At 69.6% G+C, this 18,419-nt stretch carries 10 protein-coding genes; 9 read left to right on the top strand and 1 reads right to left on the bottom strand.

The features are described 5' to 3' along the window. The first annotated feature begins 41 nt into the window (after positions 1–41). The 6 genes from HWY37_RS04720 (at position 42) to HWY37_RS04695 (ending at position 8,089) form a co-directional block, all read left to right on the top strand. Positions 42–776 carry a hypothetical protein gene (locus HWY37_RS04720; protein ID WP_176087977.1) on the top strand — a complete coding sequence of 245 codons (735 nt, stop codon included), beginning with the start codon at positions 42–44 and terminating at the stop codon, positions 774–776. 170 nt (positions 777–946) lie between these two features. Continuing rightward, positions 947–3,028, top strand: a complete 2,082-nt coding sequence (locus HWY37_RS04715) for a DUF8189 domain-containing protein (protein WP_175208768.1) — start codon at positions 947–949, stop codon at positions 3,026–3,028. Between the two features lie 100 nt (positions 3,029–3,128). After that, positions 3,129–4,046 (top strand): GAF domain-containing DNA-binding protein, encoded by a 918-nt coding sequence (locus HWY37_RS04710; RefSeq protein WP_246302188.1) that lies wholly within the window; start codon positions 3,129–3,131, stop codon positions 4,044–4,046. Positions 4,047–4,198: 152 nt separating this feature from the next. Next, on the top strand, positions 4,199–5,344 hold the full coding sequence (ampH, locus tag HWY37_RS04705) for a D-alanyl-D-alanine-carboxypeptidase/endopeptidase AmpH (RefSeq protein ID WP_246302187.1): 1,146 nt from the start codon (positions 4,199–4,201) through the stop codon (positions 5,342–5,344). Continuing rightward, positions 5,341–6,504, top strand: coding sequence for a hypothetical protein (locus tag HWY37_RS04700; protein WP_246302186.1), 1,164 nt, complete (start codon positions 5,341–5,343; stop codon positions 6,502–6,504). Before ampH ends, HWY37_RS04700 begins: the two co-directional genes overlap by 4 nt. A 7-nt stretch (positions 6,505–6,511) precedes the next feature. Continuing rightward, on the top strand, positions 6,512–8,089 hold the full coding sequence (locus HWY37_RS04695) for a serine hydrolase (protein WP_176087975.1): 1,578 nt from the start codon (positions 6,512–6,514) through the stop codon (positions 8,087–8,089). A gap of 21 nt (positions 8,090–8,110) precedes the next feature. On the opposite strand, the gene HWY37_RS04690 is transcribed toward HWY37_RS04695, so the two are convergent. Further along, positions 8,111–14,281 carry an autotransporter outer membrane beta-barrel domain-containing protein gene (locus HWY37_RS04690; protein WP_176087974.1) on the bottom strand — a complete coding sequence of 2,057 codons (6,171 nt, stop codon included), beginning with the start codon at positions 14,279–14,281 and terminating at the stop codon, positions 8,111–8,113. A gap of 101 nt (positions 14,282–14,382) precedes the next feature. Between HWY37_RS04690 and HWY37_RS04685 the strand changes: the two genes are divergently transcribed. The 3 genes from HWY37_RS04685 to HWY37_RS04675 all read left to right on the top strand — a co-directional run bounded on the left by HWY37_RS04685 (position 14,383) and on the right by HWY37_RS04675 (position 18,415). Next, positions 14,383–14,991 (top strand): class I SAM-dependent DNA methyltransferase, encoded by a 609-nt coding sequence (locus HWY37_RS04685; protein WP_176087973.1) that lies wholly within the window; start codon positions 14,383–14,385, stop codon positions 14,989–14,991. A gap of 151 nt (positions 14,992–15,142) precedes the next feature. Beyond that, positions 15,143–16,024, top strand: coding sequence for a ribose-phosphate pyrophosphokinase (locus HWY37_RS04680; RefSeq protein WP_175208763.1), 882 nt, complete (start codon positions 15,143–15,145; stop codon positions 16,022–16,024). A 27-nt stretch (positions 16,025–16,051) separates the two neighbouring features. Beyond that, complete coding sequence (locus HWY37_RS04675; protein WP_176087972.1) at positions 16,052–18,415, top strand: phosphoketolase family protein; 2,364 nt, start codon at positions 16,052–16,054, stop codon at positions 18,413–18,415. The last annotated feature ends 4 nt before the right edge of the window (positions 18,416–18,419 follow it).

The raw sequence follows: 18,419 nt of genomic DNA, 5'->3' as shown, positions 1-18,419 counted from the left end.
GGTTACCCTTGCGCGTCACGCAACCCGTCCCCGACGTATCCATGAAGAAAATCTGCGCGCTGCTGGGCCTCATGGTCCCGGCGCTGGCAAGCGCCGCCTACAGCCTTTCCGCCACTGAAGCCGCGGTGCAGGAAGCGGTGCTGCGCGACGAGTTGGACACCTATATCGAGGGCGGCCAGAGCCTCATCGGCAAGCGGCTCGACCTGCCCGCCGTGACCGCCGAAGCCGTTTCCCAGGCCTATGTCCACGGCCCCACGGCGCGCTTTCCGGCCACGCTGGAACGGGCCATGCTGATCGTCGGCGAAGCCGCCAGCGGTTCCGCGGACGGGCAGACCGTGTCGTTCGCCACGGCCAACGCACCGGCGGTCCGGGCCTACCTGCCGCCGGGCCTGGCGGCGGCCGGACATCTGGCCCTGGCCTGCGGCCGCATGGCGCTGGCGGACGGCATCCCGACCTTCATGGACTGCCGAGACGGCGTCCTGGCCGGCAAGCAGGAAGCCGACCGGCTGAAGGCCGAGTTGAACGGCTTCTACCAGGGCAAGCCGACCGCCGCGCCGGTTTCGCAATTGGCCGTCAACATATCGGTCTACGCTCGCCTGCTGCCGCCCGGCCACGGCTGCCCCAAGGACGTGGACAAATGCCGCCAGGCCGTCCTGGCCGTCGACACCGCCAGCCGAAGCAAGCAGCTGCCCGCCGTGGTGCGGCGCTTCCAGAAGGCCGGCCTGGACCTCAGCCCGTACACGGCCGGCGCAGCGGCGAACGCTCCCGGCCGCTAGAGCGCGAACCCACGCGCGCCCACGCATCCCCACGCGCCCCCGAACGGCCCCGCGCCGCCAGCGCGGCCGCGGCGCGGCCCATACCGCCCCCAATTATTGCAATCCCACGCCGCTATACTGGCCTGACCTCAATACCTTTCAGCGCCGCGCCTTTTCTGCGGCGCCCTGTTATGTCCGTACTGCTGGCCTTGCTGCGCCCCTCAGGCCGGGCGCTACTCTGCACCATTGCCGCCCTGCTCTCCGTCCAGGCCCATGCCGCCCCGCCCACGCTGGCGCAATGCCATGGCATCAAGGATCTGGCGTTCGTCGCCCACCTGGACGACGACCTGCTGTTCATGAACCCCGACGTCGCTTCCAACGTCGAAGCAGGCGGCTGCGTGCGGGTGGTCTACCTGACCGCCAGCGACGCCGGCGAAGGCGAAACCTACATGCTGGGCCGCGAGCGCGGGGTGCGCGCCGCCTATGCCTACATGGCGCATCAGCCCGACCAGTGGAAGGAGGATTCCGGCACCGCCGCCGGACACCGCATCGCGCGCTTCACCCTGCAGGGCAATCCGCGCGTGCAGCTGTGGCACATGCGCCTGAAGGACCCCTGGCTGGGCAAGGGCTGGGGCAGCCTGACGCCGCTGAGCCGCACCGAATCCGAACCCGGGCAGAACGTCGACACGCTGGGCCCCTTTGCCGAGTCCTACACCCGCGAGCAGCTGATCGACACCCTGGCCGACATGATCCGCCAGTACGCGCCGACCACCGTGCGCCACCTCGACGACACCATCACCGTGCCCTACACGCAGCTGTGCTGGCGCTGCGTCGGCCATGGCCATCCCGACCACATCGCCAGCGCCCGGCTGGCGCGCGAGGCCATGCTGCGCGCCCCCGGCAACTACGCCGAAATGGGCTATATCGACTACCCCAGCCAGGAACGCGCCACCAATCTGAACGAGGCGGAGATCGCCAGCAAGTCGCTGATCTTCCAGCACTACGCCTGGAACGACTACCACTATTGCGCCGGCCCCACCGGCTGCAAGGAACCCGCCGGACCGGCCGCCGCCTGGGTGCAACGCGCGTATTACGTGTCACGCCAGGACATCGCGCCGCAGCTTTACCCGGACGGACGCGGCGGCCTGGTGGTGTTCGCCGCCGGTGAAACCAACGGCGCGGTGAATCGCTGGGACACTGGCGAGCGCCGCTGGCAAAGCTTGGGAGGCCGCACCAGCGGCCCGCTGGTCTCGTTCACGCACGCCGACGGCACCGCCGGTCTGATGGCGCGCGACCCGCTGGGCGGCGTATGGGCCAACAAGCAACGCCATGACGGCACCTGGCAGGGCTGGCAGGCGCTGGGCGGCCTGCGCGTGACCCAGATCCCGGCCGTGGCGCCGCGCGGCGAAGCCGCCGCCGTGGCGCTGGGCTACGACGGCTTGCTGCACTGGATCGCGCCGTCCGGCATCGACGGCAGCTGGAGCGCCTGGCAGGACCTGCCGCCGTTGGATGGCGTCACCGGCTCGCCGGCCGCGGCGCTGGGCGGCGACGGCCGCTACGTCGTCTTCGCCACCACCGCCGCGGGCGAGCTGTTCTACACCCGCCAGTTGCCGGCCGCCAAGGGCCATCGCCCCGAATGGCACAGTTGGCGCCGCGTCCCCGCGCCGCAGGCGGCGGGCGGGCTGGCGGCGATCCGCAACCATGAAAACCGCGTCGAACTCTATTTCCGCCAGCGCGGCAGCAACCACCTGACCCGGCTGGTGGAAGCCGGCGACACCACCGACCTGGACATGGACTGGAGCGCCCCGACCGACATGGGCGTGCCTTACATCGGCCGCCCGGCCATCAGCGCCGACGCCCGCGGCAATGTCATGGTCGCCGTCCTGGAACGCGCCGGCGGACAGCTCTGGCTGGTCGAACATGGCAGGCCCGCCAAGCTGGACGCCGAGGCCGCCTCGCCCCCGGCGATCCATCTCATCAACGACACGCTCTACGTCGTCGCCCGCACTACCGGCGGCCCGCAGCGCTACGAAGTGCTGTCGCGCCGCGACGGCAACTGGACCCATGGCCTGACCCTGGACGGCGTGCCCGCCAGCGGCGGCGGCCCCTTCGCGACCGTGGCCGCGCGCCCCGTCGACTTGCCCAATCTTGCGCCCAACGACGCCAACAACGCCGCGGTCGTGCGCCCGTCGCCCGACAATCCCGGCACGCTGAGCGTGGGGCGCATGCCGACCCAGGCCTCGCACGCCGCCACGCCGACGAAGACGCAATGATGTCCCTTGTAATCCCTGGTTACTGGAGGGAAAATCCCCGCTAGGCGCGGCGCAGCCGGCGCTGGAACGCAGCGCGGTAAAGACGCCAGGGGAATTGCACGTGAAGGACGCAGGCCAGTACCAGACGCACTCAGCCACCGTGCTTGAACCCGACCCCGCATCGGACTGGCTCTACCACTGCGCGATGAGCCTGCTCAAGCGTCCGGTCGACGAAGCAATCTCGGAGCAGCTGGCCTATATGGGCGAGACCTCGGACGTGGACCGTTCCTGGATGATCGAATACCGCCCCGACATGCTGCGCCTGCGCAATACCCACGAATGGTGCCGGGGCCAGACCCAGCCTTTCGTCGCCGAACTGCAGGACGTGCCGACCACGCTGATCGCCTGGCTGCACAAGTTCATGGTGCAGGGGCTGGCAGTCGCCATACACGACGTCAACGACCTGCCCCGCACCGCGCGCGCCATCCAGGCCGAGTTCCTGCGCCAGGGCGACAAGAGCGTGCTGAGCGTGCCGATCTTTCACGATGGCAAACTGCACGGCATCATCGGCTTCGACACCACCGTGCGGCACCGCACCTGGACGCCTGGCGAAGTCGGCGCCCTGTTCCAATGCGCCAACCTGATCGGCCAGGCCAAGTACGGCAACAACCGCGACCACGGCAGGACACCGCACTATGAAAGCTCCACGTCGGTGATCTATCTCAGCATGCGCGGCGTGGTTCGCGGAGTACAGCCCGAGGCCATCGTCGGCGTGCGCTCCGCCGGCAACTACAGCGAGATCTGGCTTGAAGACGGCTCGATGGTGCTGGACTCCCGCGCCCTCGGCATCTGGTCCACCCTGCTGCCGGAAAAGACCTTCTTCCGCGTCCACCGCACCGCCATTGCAAACGCATTGCATGTCATGGACGTCGACCGCAGAAGCGTGGACAAGTGGCTGATCAGGATGCGGGCCGTGGACGAGACCTGGCCGGTGTCGCGCTCGTACCGCAAGCCGCTGCGCGAACGCATGGGGATCTGAGCCCCGCGGGCCGGCCGCGGCCGCCCGGCAATATGCAGTTCGTCATGCCGCAATGTTGTTTCGTCCTTGCGGAAGTGGCCGCGCATCGAGTTTTTGGGATCATCGCGCATGCGGAGGAACGGCCGTTCCCCGAGTCACCTGGAGCACACCGCATGCCTACGCCACGTATCCTGTCCCGCATCACCGCCATGACCTTGAGCGCCGCCTGCTTCCTGGGCGCAAGCCAGGCCCGCGCGACCGACCTGGCCTTGCAGGACGCCGTGTCCATGGCCGGCATGCAGCTGTACCTGAACTCCGGCGCACCCGGCCTGATCATCGCGGCGGTGCGCGGCGACGAGGTCGTCATCCAGGGCTATGGCGAAACCGCGCCCGGCAGCGGCGTCGAACCCGACGGCCGCTCCATTTTCCGCATCGCTTCCGTGTCCAAGGTGTTTGCCGGCGACGTGCTGGCGGCGCTTGCCGCCAAGGGCAAGCTCAAGCTGACCGATCCGCTGGCCAAGTACGCGCCCGACAGCGCCAAGGTCGAGAGCAACGGCCGTCCGCTGACCCTGCTGGACCTGGCCACGCATTCGGCCGGCTTGCCGCGCGAACTGCCCAACCCCGACGTCAAGCCGTCCGACAATCCCTTTGCCGCGTTCGACCGCGCCTATTACTGGAAGTGGGTCGGCAGCCACGCGCCGGCCTATGTCCCCGGCACCACCACTCTGTACTCCAACCTGGGCTTCGGACTGCTGGGCGACGCGCTGGCCAAGGCCGGCGGCGCGGACTACTCGACCGTGCTGGCCAACGAAGTGCTGAAGCCGGCCGGCATGACCGACACCGGCAATGCGCTGAACGATGCGCAAAAGAAGCGCCTGATGACGGGCCTGGACCCGTTCGGCAAGCCGGACCCGAATGCCGTGGTGCCCGACGTGATGTACGCCAGCGCCGGCATCTATTCCACCGCCGACGACATGGTGCGCTGGATGCGCTGGCATCTGGACGGCGCGCGGCAATCGAAGGAAGCCTCGGTGCTGGCCCACACGATGTGGCTGCCGTATGACGGACTGAAGTCGGTCGTGGGCACGGAGGTCACCGATGGCGACGGCATGGGCCTGGGCTGGGTGATGACCCTGCCGCGCAACGGCACGCCCTTGCTGCTGGGCAAGAGCGGCGGCCTGGGCGGCTTCATGTCCTATGCCGTGCTGTCGCCCAACCGCGGGCTGGGCGTGTTCGTCGTCGCCAGCCGCGTCAACTTCGCCATGTTCGGCAACATCCATTCCCAGGTGCGCGAACTGGCGGCCGAGCTGGCGCGGTGAGCCCCTCGACTTGCGCCGCCCTGACGGCGGCGCTGCTTGTCGTGGCGGCGCAGGCCGCGTGCGCGCAAGAGGCCCGCGACATCTTCAAGACCGAAATATTCCTGACGCCGTACAGCGAGCTGGGCGACGGCGGCGACGCCTATCCGCGCCTGAACGGCAGGTTCCTGCTGATGACCGGCTATACCGGCTTCTTCGGCGTCCAGGACGACAACGGCCAGCTGCCCCGCTCGCACTGGAGCAGCGTGCAGCCCACGGCCGAAGCCGCCCTGGTGCTGCAGTTGACGCGGCAGTTGTCGATCCGCACCAAGGCCACGTTCAACTCGGCCACCAACGACACCAAGGACAACGCCTTCTCCGACCTGGGCGTGGACCTGGACAACCTGTTCGCCGCCTACACCGCCGACAACTACGCGCTGTACGGCGGCAAGATGGACCTGGGCTTCGGCGACGCCTGGCACGTGATCGACGGCTTGTACACAGGCTTCAACGAGAACTCGGAATTCCGCGGTTCCATCGGCCTGGGCGGACGCTACACCTTCGACAACGCGGGCCGCGGCACTCACTCGGTGGCGGCCGTGCTGTTCAAGAGCGACAACACCGCCATGAACCGGCGGCTGAGCCTGAAAGACGGCTTCCTCCGCCCCGACCAGCCGCCCGCCTTCAGCGACCAGCTGAAGTCATTCATCCTCTCCTACGACTTCCGCGACCTGCCGGGACTGGAGCGCCTATCGGGCGGCATCGACGCCGGCCGGCTGCATCTCGATCCGGCGCAAGGGGAAAGCGCCAACACAGTATCGGCCCGGCTGCGCTACGACGCGCCCCTGGGCAATGCGTGGAACCTGAGCTGGTTCAACGAGGCCACCTACGCCACCGCCTTTCGCGGCGCCCCCGTCGCCAACGGCAACGGCGTCACCTCGGTCTCGCTGTCCCGCGAGCGCTGGCAGCTGACCGCCACCGCCGCCGTGCGCAAGCTGTCCGGCAGCGGCCAGAAACTGGCGCAATACGGCCTGCTGGACGATACGGATTGGGCGGTTTCGGGCGCGGTCACCTATGTCACTCCAATCGGATTCATTGTGCAGGCGGGCCTGACGCATCAGCGCGACCAGGCTCTGCACATCAACCAAGGCGTTGTACGCATCGCTTACCAAGCAGGATTCTGAGGCCCTCATGAACAGCAGACAGACGCTCATTGCCGGGATGATCATTGTTGCGTTGGGCAGCGCCGCCGCGGCCCGTTCGCAGCCGGTACCGATAGCCAACGCGCCGACGCCGCCGGCCGACGCCGTCGCCATTCCCGCCGGCGGCAAGCAACAGGCGGTGCAGGATCTGCCGCGCGTCGTCGAAGACATCATGAAGCGCAGCAAGGTGCCGGGCATGGCCGTGGCCGTGGTCATCGACGGCAAGACCGTGTTGACGCAGGGCTACGGCACGCGCGAGGCCGGCAAGCAGGCGCCCGTGGACGCGCAGACCGTGTTCCAGATCGCCTCGATCTCCAAGTCGCTGTCGGCGACCGTGGCCGCCATCGAAGTGTCTAAGGGCAAGGCCGCCTGGGACGATCCGGTATCCCGCTACCTGCCGGACTTCAGGCTCAGCAATGCCTACGTGTCCGAACGCGCCACCATAGGGGATTTCTTCGCGCATCGCTCCGGCCTGCCGGGCACGGCGGGAGACGACCTGGAAGACCTGGGCTACAGCCGCAACGAGGTCATCGCCCGCCTGCGCCTGCTGCCGCTGGACGCCTTCCGCACGTCATACCACTACGCGAACTTCAGCACCACGATAGGCGCGCAAGCCGTGGCCAAGGCCGCCGGGCAGCCCTGGGAAACGCTGGCCGACGAACAGCTGTTCCAGCCGCTGGGCATGAAGTCAACCAGCTACCGCTACGCCGACTTCGAGGCGCGCGGCAACCGCGCCGTACTGCATGCTTACCAGCACGGCGCCTTCGTGCCCTCGGGCCAGCGCGACGCGGACCAGCAGGCGCCCGCGGGCGGCGTGTCCTCCACGGTCGTCGATCTGGCGGAGTGGCTGAAGCTGCTGCTGGCCGACGGGCAGTATCAGGGCAAGACGCTGATCGCCCCCGGCGCGCTGCTGCCCGCCCTGTCGCCCCAGGCGTTCAGCGCGCGCGCCCACGACCTGGATTCGCGCTCCGGCTTCTATGGCTATGGCTTCAACGTCAATACGGAACTGGGCGGCCGCCCCTCGATGGGGCATTCCGGGGCCTTCCTGATGGGCACCGGCACCACGTTCAGGATCGTGCCGTCCGCCGGCATCGGCATCGTGGTGCTGACCAACGGCGCGCCCGTGGGCGCGGCCGAATCCGTCGCCGCCACCTTCATCGACACGGCCTTGTACGGCAAGCCCACGCGCGACTGGTACGCGGCCTACAACGGCGCCATGAAGGCTTTCTTCGCCCCCCAGGCCGATCTGTCCGGCCAGCCCGATCCCGCCAAGCCCGCGCCGGCGAAAGCCCCGTCGCAATACACGGGCAGGTTCGACAACCCCTACTACGGCCCCGCCGAGATCCAGCAAGCCCAGGGCGCGCTGACCCTGGTGCTGGGCCCCAAGGGCATGCGCTTCCCCTTGCGGCACTGGGACGGCGATACCTACGCTTTCGCGCCCGCGGGCGAAGCCGAACTGGTCGCCTCGCTGGCCTCCATCGTCTTCAAGATGGACCAGGGACGCGCCCAGGGCTTCGACATCAAGTTCTACGGCGACAGCGGCCTGGGGACCTGGACCAGCAAGTAGCCGGCCAGGCGCGCCGCCGCATCAAAAACGATAGGCGGCGCGCAGGGTCAGGGACTGGTCGCGGTATTGCCCATTGCCGCGCAGCGCGTACTCCGTCTTCAGCTCCACGCCCTTGGGCGTGACGTACTCCAAGCCTGCCGCCAGGTTGCCGTAGGTCCTGGGCATGCCGGACCTCAGCTTGAACGGCGTGCCGCCCGGGATGTCGAGCTGCATGGTCGTCACCACATCGCCGCCGCCGAGGAAGCTCATCCCGCCGGCCACATAGGACCGCAAGGTCGACCCGTCGGCCAGGTCCTTGCGCCCGCCCAGCTCGATCATGGGCGAGGCCATGAAGGAGGTCGTGTCGTTGCCGCGGACCTTCAGGTTGAACGCGCCGGCGCCCTGCTCGGCATAGCCGTCCTGCCGGATGTGGTTCACGTCGAAATCCACATAGGGCCGCAGATACCAGGACGGCTGGCTGAACTCGTAGGCCGTGCGCAGCCTGGCCGCCAGGAACGAGGATTGCGGCTTGCTCTTCGCGGTCCCGTCCAGCGTGCCGCGCGACATCCGGCTCTTTTCCACGCCGCCGTGCACGGCGACCGAGACCTGCCACGGCGCATTGTTGTACTTCAAGGCCAGGCCGCCCGCGTAGGTGTCGCTGTTGCCCGAGAAGTCGGCGGCCGAGGTGGTCTTGCCATAGGCATAGCTCAGCGATCCCCCCAGAAACCAGTTGCTGGCGATTTCACGCTGTGCGCCCAGCGTCAGCGTGCTCTGGCGGATGCGGTAGCCCTCGTCGTCCGAGGTGGCCTTGCGCTGCGTCCAGTTCGTGTCCAGCCGCGTCCAGACGCAATCGCCCTCGCGCAGGATGGTGCTTTCTCCCACGAAGTCAGGGCAGCTCATCATCCGGTTCATCGACGCGTAGGACGCATGCATCTGGTTCGACGCGCGGGCGAATTGTCCGTCGTGGGCGATGCTGTCCAGGGCATCGCGGTACTGCCCGGCGGTCTGGACTCCGGTCAGCTTGTCGAACGCGGAAGCGTTGTTCCTGTCGCCCCGGTCCCACAGTTCCTGCAAGGACGCCGCAATGCCCCGGCGGTCCGCGTTGACCGGAAACGCCGACGGCGAAAAATTGGCGTCCACCGAGATCAGCGGATCGCGCATGCCGGCGCCGCCGTTGTTCTTCAAGGTGTACTGGAACAGGGGACTGTCGCTGGCCGTGGCCGGAATGCTGGTCTGCGCGGCATCGAAATGGCCGATGCCCAGCCAGACGTTCTTCACCGGATTGCGCAGCACCGGCTGCACCGTGCCCGCGAAGGTCGACGCGCCCGACACCGAGATGAAGTCGCTGTTGTGCCCGCCGAAGTCCAGGTCGGGCCGGTAGGTTCCGGTATGGTTCAGCGCGCCCGTGATCCGGGTCGCCGCGTACACGCCCGGCCCGCCCGGATTCAGGACGCCCGCGCTGGCCAGATCGCCCTGGAAGCGGGCGCCGCTGTACAAGTTGGCGCCGGCATTGTTGTGGAACACGCTGCCGCTGCCCAGCAGCACGTCGCCCGCCACGGTCCCGTTGTTGTTGACGACAGCCTGGCCGGCCACGTCTATCGCCGTCTTCGCCTGTATGGTTCCGGCGTTGGTGATGGTGGTGACGGCCAGCGGCGCAATCGCCAGGATGCCGGTGCCGGATTCGGCATCGGCGCTGATCAGGGCATTCTGTTCCAGGCTGACCGAGATCGCGCGGCCGCCGCCGTAGGCGCCATTGCTGATCGCCACCACGGCCGGCGAATTGGCGCCCGTGGCGACCACCTGCGCGGCATGGCCGACCGCGATGTTTACCGGCCCGCCGTAGGCCAGCGCATTGCCGGGCGTGCTGTATTGATAGAGCGCGCCATCCTTGAACACGCCGCCCCCGCCCACGCTCATCGCCAGGATCGCGGGCGCGTTCGCGCCGGCTGTCCGGACCGTGCCGCCCGTGCCGATCGCCACGTCGACGCTGCCGCCATTGCCCTGGCCGCCGGTCAATCCTGCGTTCTGGATCAGGTCCGTGCCGTACCGGGCGGACGACTGGTCGCCCGCCAGCCCGCCGCCGCCGCCCACGCTTTGCGCCAGGATGCCGGCGGCGCCGTTGCCCGAGGTCGCTACCGTGCCCGCGATGGACAGGCTGACGGTATCGCCGTCGCCGCCTGCCGCGGGAGTCCCCACCGCTTTCAAGGTCGCCAGGCCGGGCCGCGTCGCCAGCCCGGCAATGCCACCGCCGCCGCCGATGCTCTGCGCGACGATGCCATGCGAATTCGTGCCGGCGGTGACGATGCTGCCGCCCACGTCCTGCGTCACGGTGACGCTGCCCCCTGCGCCGACCATCGGCGAATTGGAACCGAACGTGAGATTCGCCGGGTTCGCGGCAGGTCCCGCGCCGTTGTCCACCATGACCAGGCCCCCGCCGCCGCCCACGCTCTGCGCCAGCACGCCGAAGGACAGCGCGCCGTTCGTGGCGATGCTGCCGCCTGTGTTCGCCACGGTGACGCTGCCCCCGGCGCCGGTGACACTGCCCAGGAAGGGGCCGCCCCCGGCTGTCGCCGTGCTGCCCAGCTGGATATCGATACTGCCAAGAGACGCGCTGGAGGACACCGCCGCCACTCCGCCCCCGCCGCCCACGCTCTGCGCCAGTATCCCTGGCGCAAACCATCCCTGCGTGGCGATGCGGCCCACGTTGTTGGCCACGCTCACCGCGCCGCCGGCCACCTGAGCCAGACCGAATCCGCTGGTGCTGGATGCGTATTCGCCGCCCAATGCGATAGCCAGCGTGGCCTCCTGCCGGATGGCCGCCGTGGTGGCGTTGCGCAGGGCTAGCGTGCTGATCCCGCCCCCGCCGCCCACGCTTTGGGCGACGATCCCGGCGGAGCCGCCCGCGCGGGTCGCGAGCATGCCGCCATGCGTCACGCTGACCGCGCCGCCCGTGCTGGTCGAGATGCCCTGATGCTGGCCGCCCACGGCGCCCAGCGCGATCGTCGCGGCGGTCTGGCTCCACAGGAACAACGGCTGGTCGACCGCCGAAACGCCGCCGCCCCCGCCCACGCTCTGCGCGAGTATGCCTGGCGCCTGGTAGCCCTGCGTGGTGATGCGGCTGGTCGCGGCGCTGGCATCGACCACGACCGTGCCGCCGGCGCCGCCGGCCCCGTCCACCCCGCCGTTACGCACATCGATGAGGGAACCCAGGAGACTGCCGCCCTTGGTTCCCAGGAAGCTCACGATGCGGGTGATCTTGTCGATGATCTCCGGCGCCTGGCTGCCGGCCGCGGCGGATACGATCGTCTGCAGATCCTGGCCGCTGGCGGTGCTTCTGCCCCCTCCCGCGCCGATGCTCTGGGCCACGATGCCCGCCGAACCGCTGCCCTGCGTGGTGATCGTGCCCGTGTTCAAAACGATGGCCGGATCGGAGGCGGAGCCGCCGCCATCCCCCGCCGCGCCGCCGCTGCCGCCGGTCTGGTGGGTGATGTTGGTCTGCGGCAGCGCGACGGTGTACAGGTTCTGCACACCCGACGCGGCGGCCTTGATCAGCGCGTCGAGGCTGGACAGCAGGCTGGACGCGCCCGCCGAAGCTATGGCCCCGGCGTTTCCGCCGCCTCCGCCTATGCTCTGGGCCACGATGCCGGGCGCGTGGTCACCCGCCGTCGATATGGCGCCGTCATTGCGCACATTGAAGGCGCTGGCACCGTTTCCGGCGCCGCCGCTGCCGCCCGTCGTAACGCCGACGGACAGGCTGACGGCCTTGCTGAATGCCAGCTTCGGCCCTTGCTCCAGCCAGTTGGCCGCCTTTTCCAGCAGGCTGGCCAGTTCGGCCGGCGACCCCAGGATGTCGTTGAAAGAGTTGGCGTCGTGCGCCTGCACGATGCCGCCGTTGCCTCCACCACCGCCGATGCTTTGCGCAACCATGCCCGCGGATCCCGTCCCCTGCGTCGCGATGATGCCGGTGGCGTCGTTGGCCGCCTGCACCTGCCCGCCGCTGCCGCCCTGTCCGCCCTGCCCGCCATGGCGCACGGTCAGCTGCAGATCGACCAGCGAATTGCCGATGGTCGGAATCTTGACCGGCGCCAGCACCCCGCCGCCATTGCCGCCGCCCCCGCCAATGCTCTGGGCCACCACCCCGTTGCTCTGCGCGGCCCCGGTCTGGATGCGCCCGGCGTTCGTGAGCGCAACGGTCCCGCCGTCGCCCGCCCCCTGCCCCACGCCGCCATTCGACACGGCCACCGTGACGGTGCCGCTGGGCTTGTCTCCCAGCGGCGGCGCGATCGTGATCGCGCGGGAGTTGGCCAGTCCGCCGTTGCCGCCGCCTCCCCCTATGCTTTGCGCCAGCACGCCATTGCTATGCGCGCCCTGCGTCGTGATCGTTCCCTGGCTGGCCTGGGTGAACGACACCGTGCTGCCCGAACCGCCGCTGCCGCCCTTGCCCCCGGTCGCCACCGTCACGTTCAGCCCCACGCCCACGCCGACCGCGTTGGCCGATCCGCCGCTGCCGCCACCGCCGCCTATGCTTTGCAGCACCACGCCCGAGGCATTGCCGGCGCGCGTCAGGATCGAGCCTTGCGAGGAAAACTGCACCAGGCCGCCGTTGCCCGCCGCGCCGCCCGCGCCGCCAATGGCGATCGAAGTGATCACCCCGGTGCTGTTGGCGTCGCCGCCCACGCCGCCGCCTCCGCCGATGCTCTGCAGCACCACGGCCGCGCTGTTGTCGCCCGAGGTATCGATGCCGCCGCTATTGGCCATGGCAATGCCGCCGCCCGAGCCCCCGGCGCCGCCGTGCCCGCCGCCCACGGAGATGATGCCGTTGCTGGACGCGGCCAGGCCGCCGCCTCCGCCCGCGCTGTTCGCGATCACGGCAGCCGCGTCGTTGCCGTAGGTGCTGATCCTCCCCGCATTGGTGATCGTGATCGCCTGGCCCGCGACCGCGCCGGCGCCGCCGTTGCCGCCCGGTCCGAACGCGCCGCTGTCGCCGCCGCGGCCGCCTTCTCCGCCCAGCACGCTGGCCATGATGCCCTTGGCGCCGACGGTGCCGTTGGCGCCTGTCGTGATCGTGCCGGTATTGGTGATGGCGATGGCGCCGGGCGTGCCGCCGGCGCCGCCGTTGTGCCCGCCGGCCCAGGAACCGTTGCCGCCGTTGCCGCCATTGCCGCCCTGGGTCAGCGCATACACGCCGATGCCGCGGTTGCCGCCCGTCTTGATCGAGCCGCCGTTGGCGATGGAGACCTGGCCCGAGTTGCCGCCCGCGGCGGCCTTGGTGTCGACGTCATTGTTTATCGACGCGTTGCCGGCAATCGACCGGGCGATCACGCCGTACACGCCATCGCCCAGTCCCTGGACGGAAGCCCCCGCCACCGACGTGAAGGACACGGTGGAAGCATCGCCCCCGCGCCCCGCATCGGCGTGCCCGCCGAAGTCGCCGGTATGCTCCGCCGCGCCGCCGCTGCCGCCCGACGAGATCAGGCCCACGCCCGCGCTGACGTCGTCCGGCCCCGGGCCGCGCGCGGTCACCGAGGTCGTGCCTTGCAGAATCACCGACGCAAGGCCGGCGCTACCGCCCCGCCCGGCATTGTTGCCGCCGCCAAAGCCGCCGACGATGGCGCTGTCGGTGCCCGCGCCGCCCCAGGATTGCGCGGCGACGCCGAAGCCTGTCCCGATCACGGTGGCGTTGTTCAGCGTGACCCGGGCCTGATGTCCGTCGCCGCCGCTGCCGTAGCCGCCGTAAGGGCCGTCCGCGTTGCCCCACAGGCCGCCGTTGCCGCCCGCCGAGTACAGGTCTATGCCGCGGCCCGCCGCGGTGACGGTGCTGGACGACAAGGTGTAGTCGATGATGCGTCCGCCGCCGCCGTTGCCACCCCAGTGATTCACATTGGAATCCCGGCCATTGCCGCCCTTGCCGCCGCTGACGTCGATCAGGATGCCGGTCTGGCGGGGCGCGTCGGCCTGAATGCGCTGGTTGCTGTCGGTCTGGACGAAGTCGCGCTGCCCCCATTGCCCGTCATGGCCGTTGTTCGGGTATTCGCCGCTGGAACAGCAGGTGCCGTCCGCGCCCCGGAACTGGTAGACCAGCGGCGCGGTCTGCGCCGACGCCGGCCGCCCGAAAACGTACACGGTGGAAATTCCTGCCTGCAACAGCAGCGCCAGCCAGGTCAGCCGCAAGCCGTTGCGGCCGGGCTTGGGAGTGTCTTGCGGTAGGGTCATGACGGTTGCGGCGAAAATAGGCAGATAGAGAAAATCGCCGTTCGCCGCCCGCGCCACAAGTCCGGGATGACGAATCAACCATCCCTGCTGATGAGTCCCACATGCCCGCCTCTCCCGCTGACAACGTCATTTCGCTATACCGGGAACATGCCGACGCCTTTGTACGGCTGCGCGGCGCCCGGCTGGTCGAGCGCGGCTGGCTGGAAGACTTCCTCGCACTGCTGCCGGGCCCCGATCCCGCCGTGCTGGACCTGGGCTGCGGCACCGGCGTGCCGATAGCCCGCCATCTGATCGAACGCGGCTGCCGGGTAACCGGGGTGGACGCCTCGGATGCCCTGCTGGCGCGTGCCAGGACCGCGTTCCCCGGACACGCCTGGATCGACGCGGACATGCGCAACCTGCCGCCCTTGGGCTCTTTCCAGGGGCTGATCGCATGGCACAGCTTCTTTCACCTGAAGCCCGAGGACCAAAGGCCCATGTTCCAGGTCTTCGAGCGCCTGGCCGCGCCGGGCGCAGCGCTGATGTTCACCAGCGGCACCCATCTGGGAGAAGCCATCGGCCAGTTCGAAGGCCAGCCGCTGTACCACGGCAGCCTGGACAGCGCGGAGTACCGCGAGCTGTTGCGCGAGGCCGGGTTCGAGGTGGTCCGCCACATCGAGGGTGACCCTGTTTGCGGCGGCGCCAATATCTGGCTGGCCCGCCAGGCATAACCTTTGAGTTACATCAAGGTTTGCCCCTTGGACGGCGCCTTGCGGCGCCCCCTCTGCGCCATAATCAGAATGCCGCGGCCCTTACAGGGCCGCGCGAGGCCCACCCGGCCTCTTCGGTTTCCCCAACCTCGATCAGGCGGACCCGGCATTCATGCAAAGACTTATCCTCCCGCTCCCCGGCAACGAAGGATTCGCCAAGCGCCTTGCCGCCCTGTGCCAAGGCGAACTCGGCGCGGTGGAAACCCGCCGCTTCCCTGACGGCGAAAGCTATGTGCGCCTGCACGGCGACCCGCGCGGCCGCGCGGTCGACATCGTCTGCACGCTGGCCCGGCCGGATCCCGATTTCCTCCGCCTGATCTTCGCCGCCGACACCGCGCGCGACCTGGGCGCCACCGAGGTCAACCTGATTGCGCCCTACCTGGCCTACATGCGCCAGGACAAGCGCTTCCAGGACGGCGAAAGCATCAGTTCGCTGTCATTCGCCCGCCTGGTGTCCTCGACCTTCGACCGGCTGCTGACCGTCGATCCGCACCTGCACCGGCACCCCTCGCTGTCGGCGCTGTACACCATTCCCACGACCACGCTGCATGCCGCACCGCGCCTGGCCAGCTGGATCGCCGGCAACGTGCAGGCGCCGCTGATCGTCGGCCCGGACGAGGAAAGCGAGCAGTGGGCCGGCTCCATCGCGGCGCGCATCGGCGCGCCGCACGTGGTGCTGCGCAAGACCCGCCATGGGGACCGAGAGGTCGACATCGAAGTGCCCGACCTCTCCGCCTGGCGCGACTGCACGCCGGTGCTGGTGGACGACATCGCCTCTTCCGGCCGCACCCTGGTGGTGGCGGCCGGCAAGCTGGCGGGCTTGCGGCCGCCGCAGTGCGTGGTGGTGCACGCCCTGTTCGCCGAGGACGCCTGGTCCCAGGTATCCGCCTGCTTTGAACGCGTCGTCTCCACCGACGCCGTGCCTCATCCCAGCAACCGCATCGAACTGGCGCCGCTGCTGGCCAACGCGCTGCTGCGCGGTTTGCACGATTGATCACCCGAACTCAAAGGAAATGACGCGATGAATCTCCGCGAGCATTGGCTATCCGGTCATGGCCCCATCCAACACCGCGCCGACACCATCGAACGCGTGGACGCGCTGGTACGGCGCCTGGCGGGCGGCGGCGGCAACGCCAGCGCGGACGAAGCCTACGCCATGCTGGCCGCGGCCGACCGGCTGAGCTGCGCCGCGATGAATGTGGTGGCGCACATGACCTACGCCCGCCGCATCGACCTGAACGGCGTGCCCCTGGCCGCCGCGGACTTCAAACCCAATCCCGAGGGCCACACGGGCGGCTCGCTGAACATGGTGCCGGCCTTCGTCGCCTATCTGCTGGCCAATGCGCTGACGGGCAAGACCCGCGGCTGGCTGATGGGTCAGGGCCATTGCGTGGCCGCCATCGAAGCCGTCAACGCCCTGACTGGCGACGTTTCTCCGGCGCAGCGCGGCCGCTATGACCGCAGCGAGGCCGGGCTGGGACGGCTCATCACGGACTTCTATTCCTACGCCATCGACGCGCGGGGATTGCCCGCGGTGCCGCTGGGCAGCCATGCCGGCCCCAACACGGCGGGCGCCGTGTCCGAGGGCGGCTATCTGGGCTTCGCCGGCCTGCAGTACGTGCACATGCCGCTGCCGGGCGAGAGCCTGGTGGCCTTCCTGAGCGACGGCGCGTTCGAGGAACAGCGCGGCTCGGACTGGGCCACGCGCTGGTGGCGCGCCGAGGATTGCGGCCAGGCCGTGCCGGTCATGATCCTCAATGGCCGCCGCATCGAGCAGCGCACGCAGATCGTGCAGGAAGGCGGCGCGCATTGGCTGGCCGAGGACCTGCGCCACAACGGCTTCGATCCGCTCATCGTCGACGGCCGCGATCCGGCCGCCATCGCCTGGGCCATCCTGGCGGCGGAAGAGGCGCTGGCCGCCAGCCTGGCGGCGCCGGACTTCCAATACCCCGCCCGGCTGCCCTATGTCATCGCCGAAACCGAAAAGGGATTCGGCTTTCCCGGCGCCGGCACCAACGCCGCGCACAACCTGCCGCTGGGTGGCAATCCCCATACCGACGGCGCGGCCCGCGAGGCCTTCAACGCCAGCGCCGCCAGGCTGTTCGTGCCGCAAGCGGAACTGGATGTGGCCCTGGCCGCGCTGGCCAATCACGGCGCGCAGCAACGTCCGCTGGAAAGCGGGCATCCCATGGCGCACCGCAATCCCGCTGCGCCCGCGCTGCCCGAGCCCGCCTGGGAAACCGCGGGCAGCCAGGGCAGCGCCATGGCCACGCTGGACCGCTGGTTCGTCGAACTGGTGCGCGCCAATCCGGGGCTGCGCGTGCGCATCGGCAATCCGGACGAATTGGCCAGCAACAAGATGGGCGCCACGCTGGCCCTGCTCAAGCACCGCGTCGACCATCCCGAAGCCGGCGTAGCGGAAGACCAGCACGGCGCCGTCATCACGGCCCTGAACGAAGAGGCCGTGGCCGCCGCCGCGCTGGCGAACAAGGGCGGCCTGAACCTCATCGTCAGCTACGAGGCCTTCGCGGTGAAGATGCTGGGCCTGCTGCGCCAGGAGATCATCTTCGCGCGCCGCCAGAAGGAACTCGGGCAGGCGCCCGGCTGGCTGTCGGTGCCGCTGGTGGTCACCTCCCATACCTGGGAGAACGCCAAGAACGAACAGTCGCACCAGGACCCCACCATAGGCGAAGCCTTGCTGGGCGAAATGTCCGACACATCCCGCGTACTGTTCCCGGTGGACGGCAACAGCGCCGCGGCGGCGCTGCGCGCGGTCTATGCGCAGCGCGCCCAGGTGGCCTGCCTGGTCGTGTCCAAGCGCGACGGCAAGCAGCGTTTCGACGCCCGGGCGGCGCAGGCGCTGGTCGAGCAAGGCGCGGCCCACGTCGCCGGCGACCCGCAAGCCAGCGTCCTGCAATTCGTCGCCATCGGCGCCTACCAGCTCGAAGAAGCGCTGAAGGCGCGCGCCCATCTGGCCGCGCTGGGCCGCGAGTGCTGCGTGTCCGTGGTGCTGGAGCCGGGCCGCCTGCGCGCCCCGCGCGACGAACTCGAAGCCGCATTCACGCTGCCCGACGATGCCGTCCAGGCCCTGTTCCCGTCCGGCCTGCCGCGCGTGCTGCTCTGCCATGCGCGCCCCGAACCCATGCTGGGCGTGCTGCGCCGGCTGGACGGCGGCCCGGCGCGTACCCGCGCGCTAGGCTATATCAGCCGCGGCGGCACGCTGGACGTGCCCGGCATGCTGTTCGCCAACCGCTGCACCTGGGCGCATGCGGTCGACGCGGCGGCGGCCGTGGCCGGCTGGCGCCGCGCGGACGTGCTCGAGGCGAAGCAGCTGCGCGCCATCGACGGCATAGGCAATCCCGCCGACCTCGCCTTCACATCCTGATACC

Origin of the sequence: Achromobacter anxifer, from assembly GCF_903652925.1 — a bacterium.
Lineage (GTDB): Bacteria > Pseudomonadota > Gammaproteobacteria > Burkholderiales > Burkholderiaceae_B > Achromobacter > Achromobacter anxifer.
Note: the sequence above shows the minus strand (reverse complement) of the source record. Positions and strands in the feature narration are given on the sequence as shown.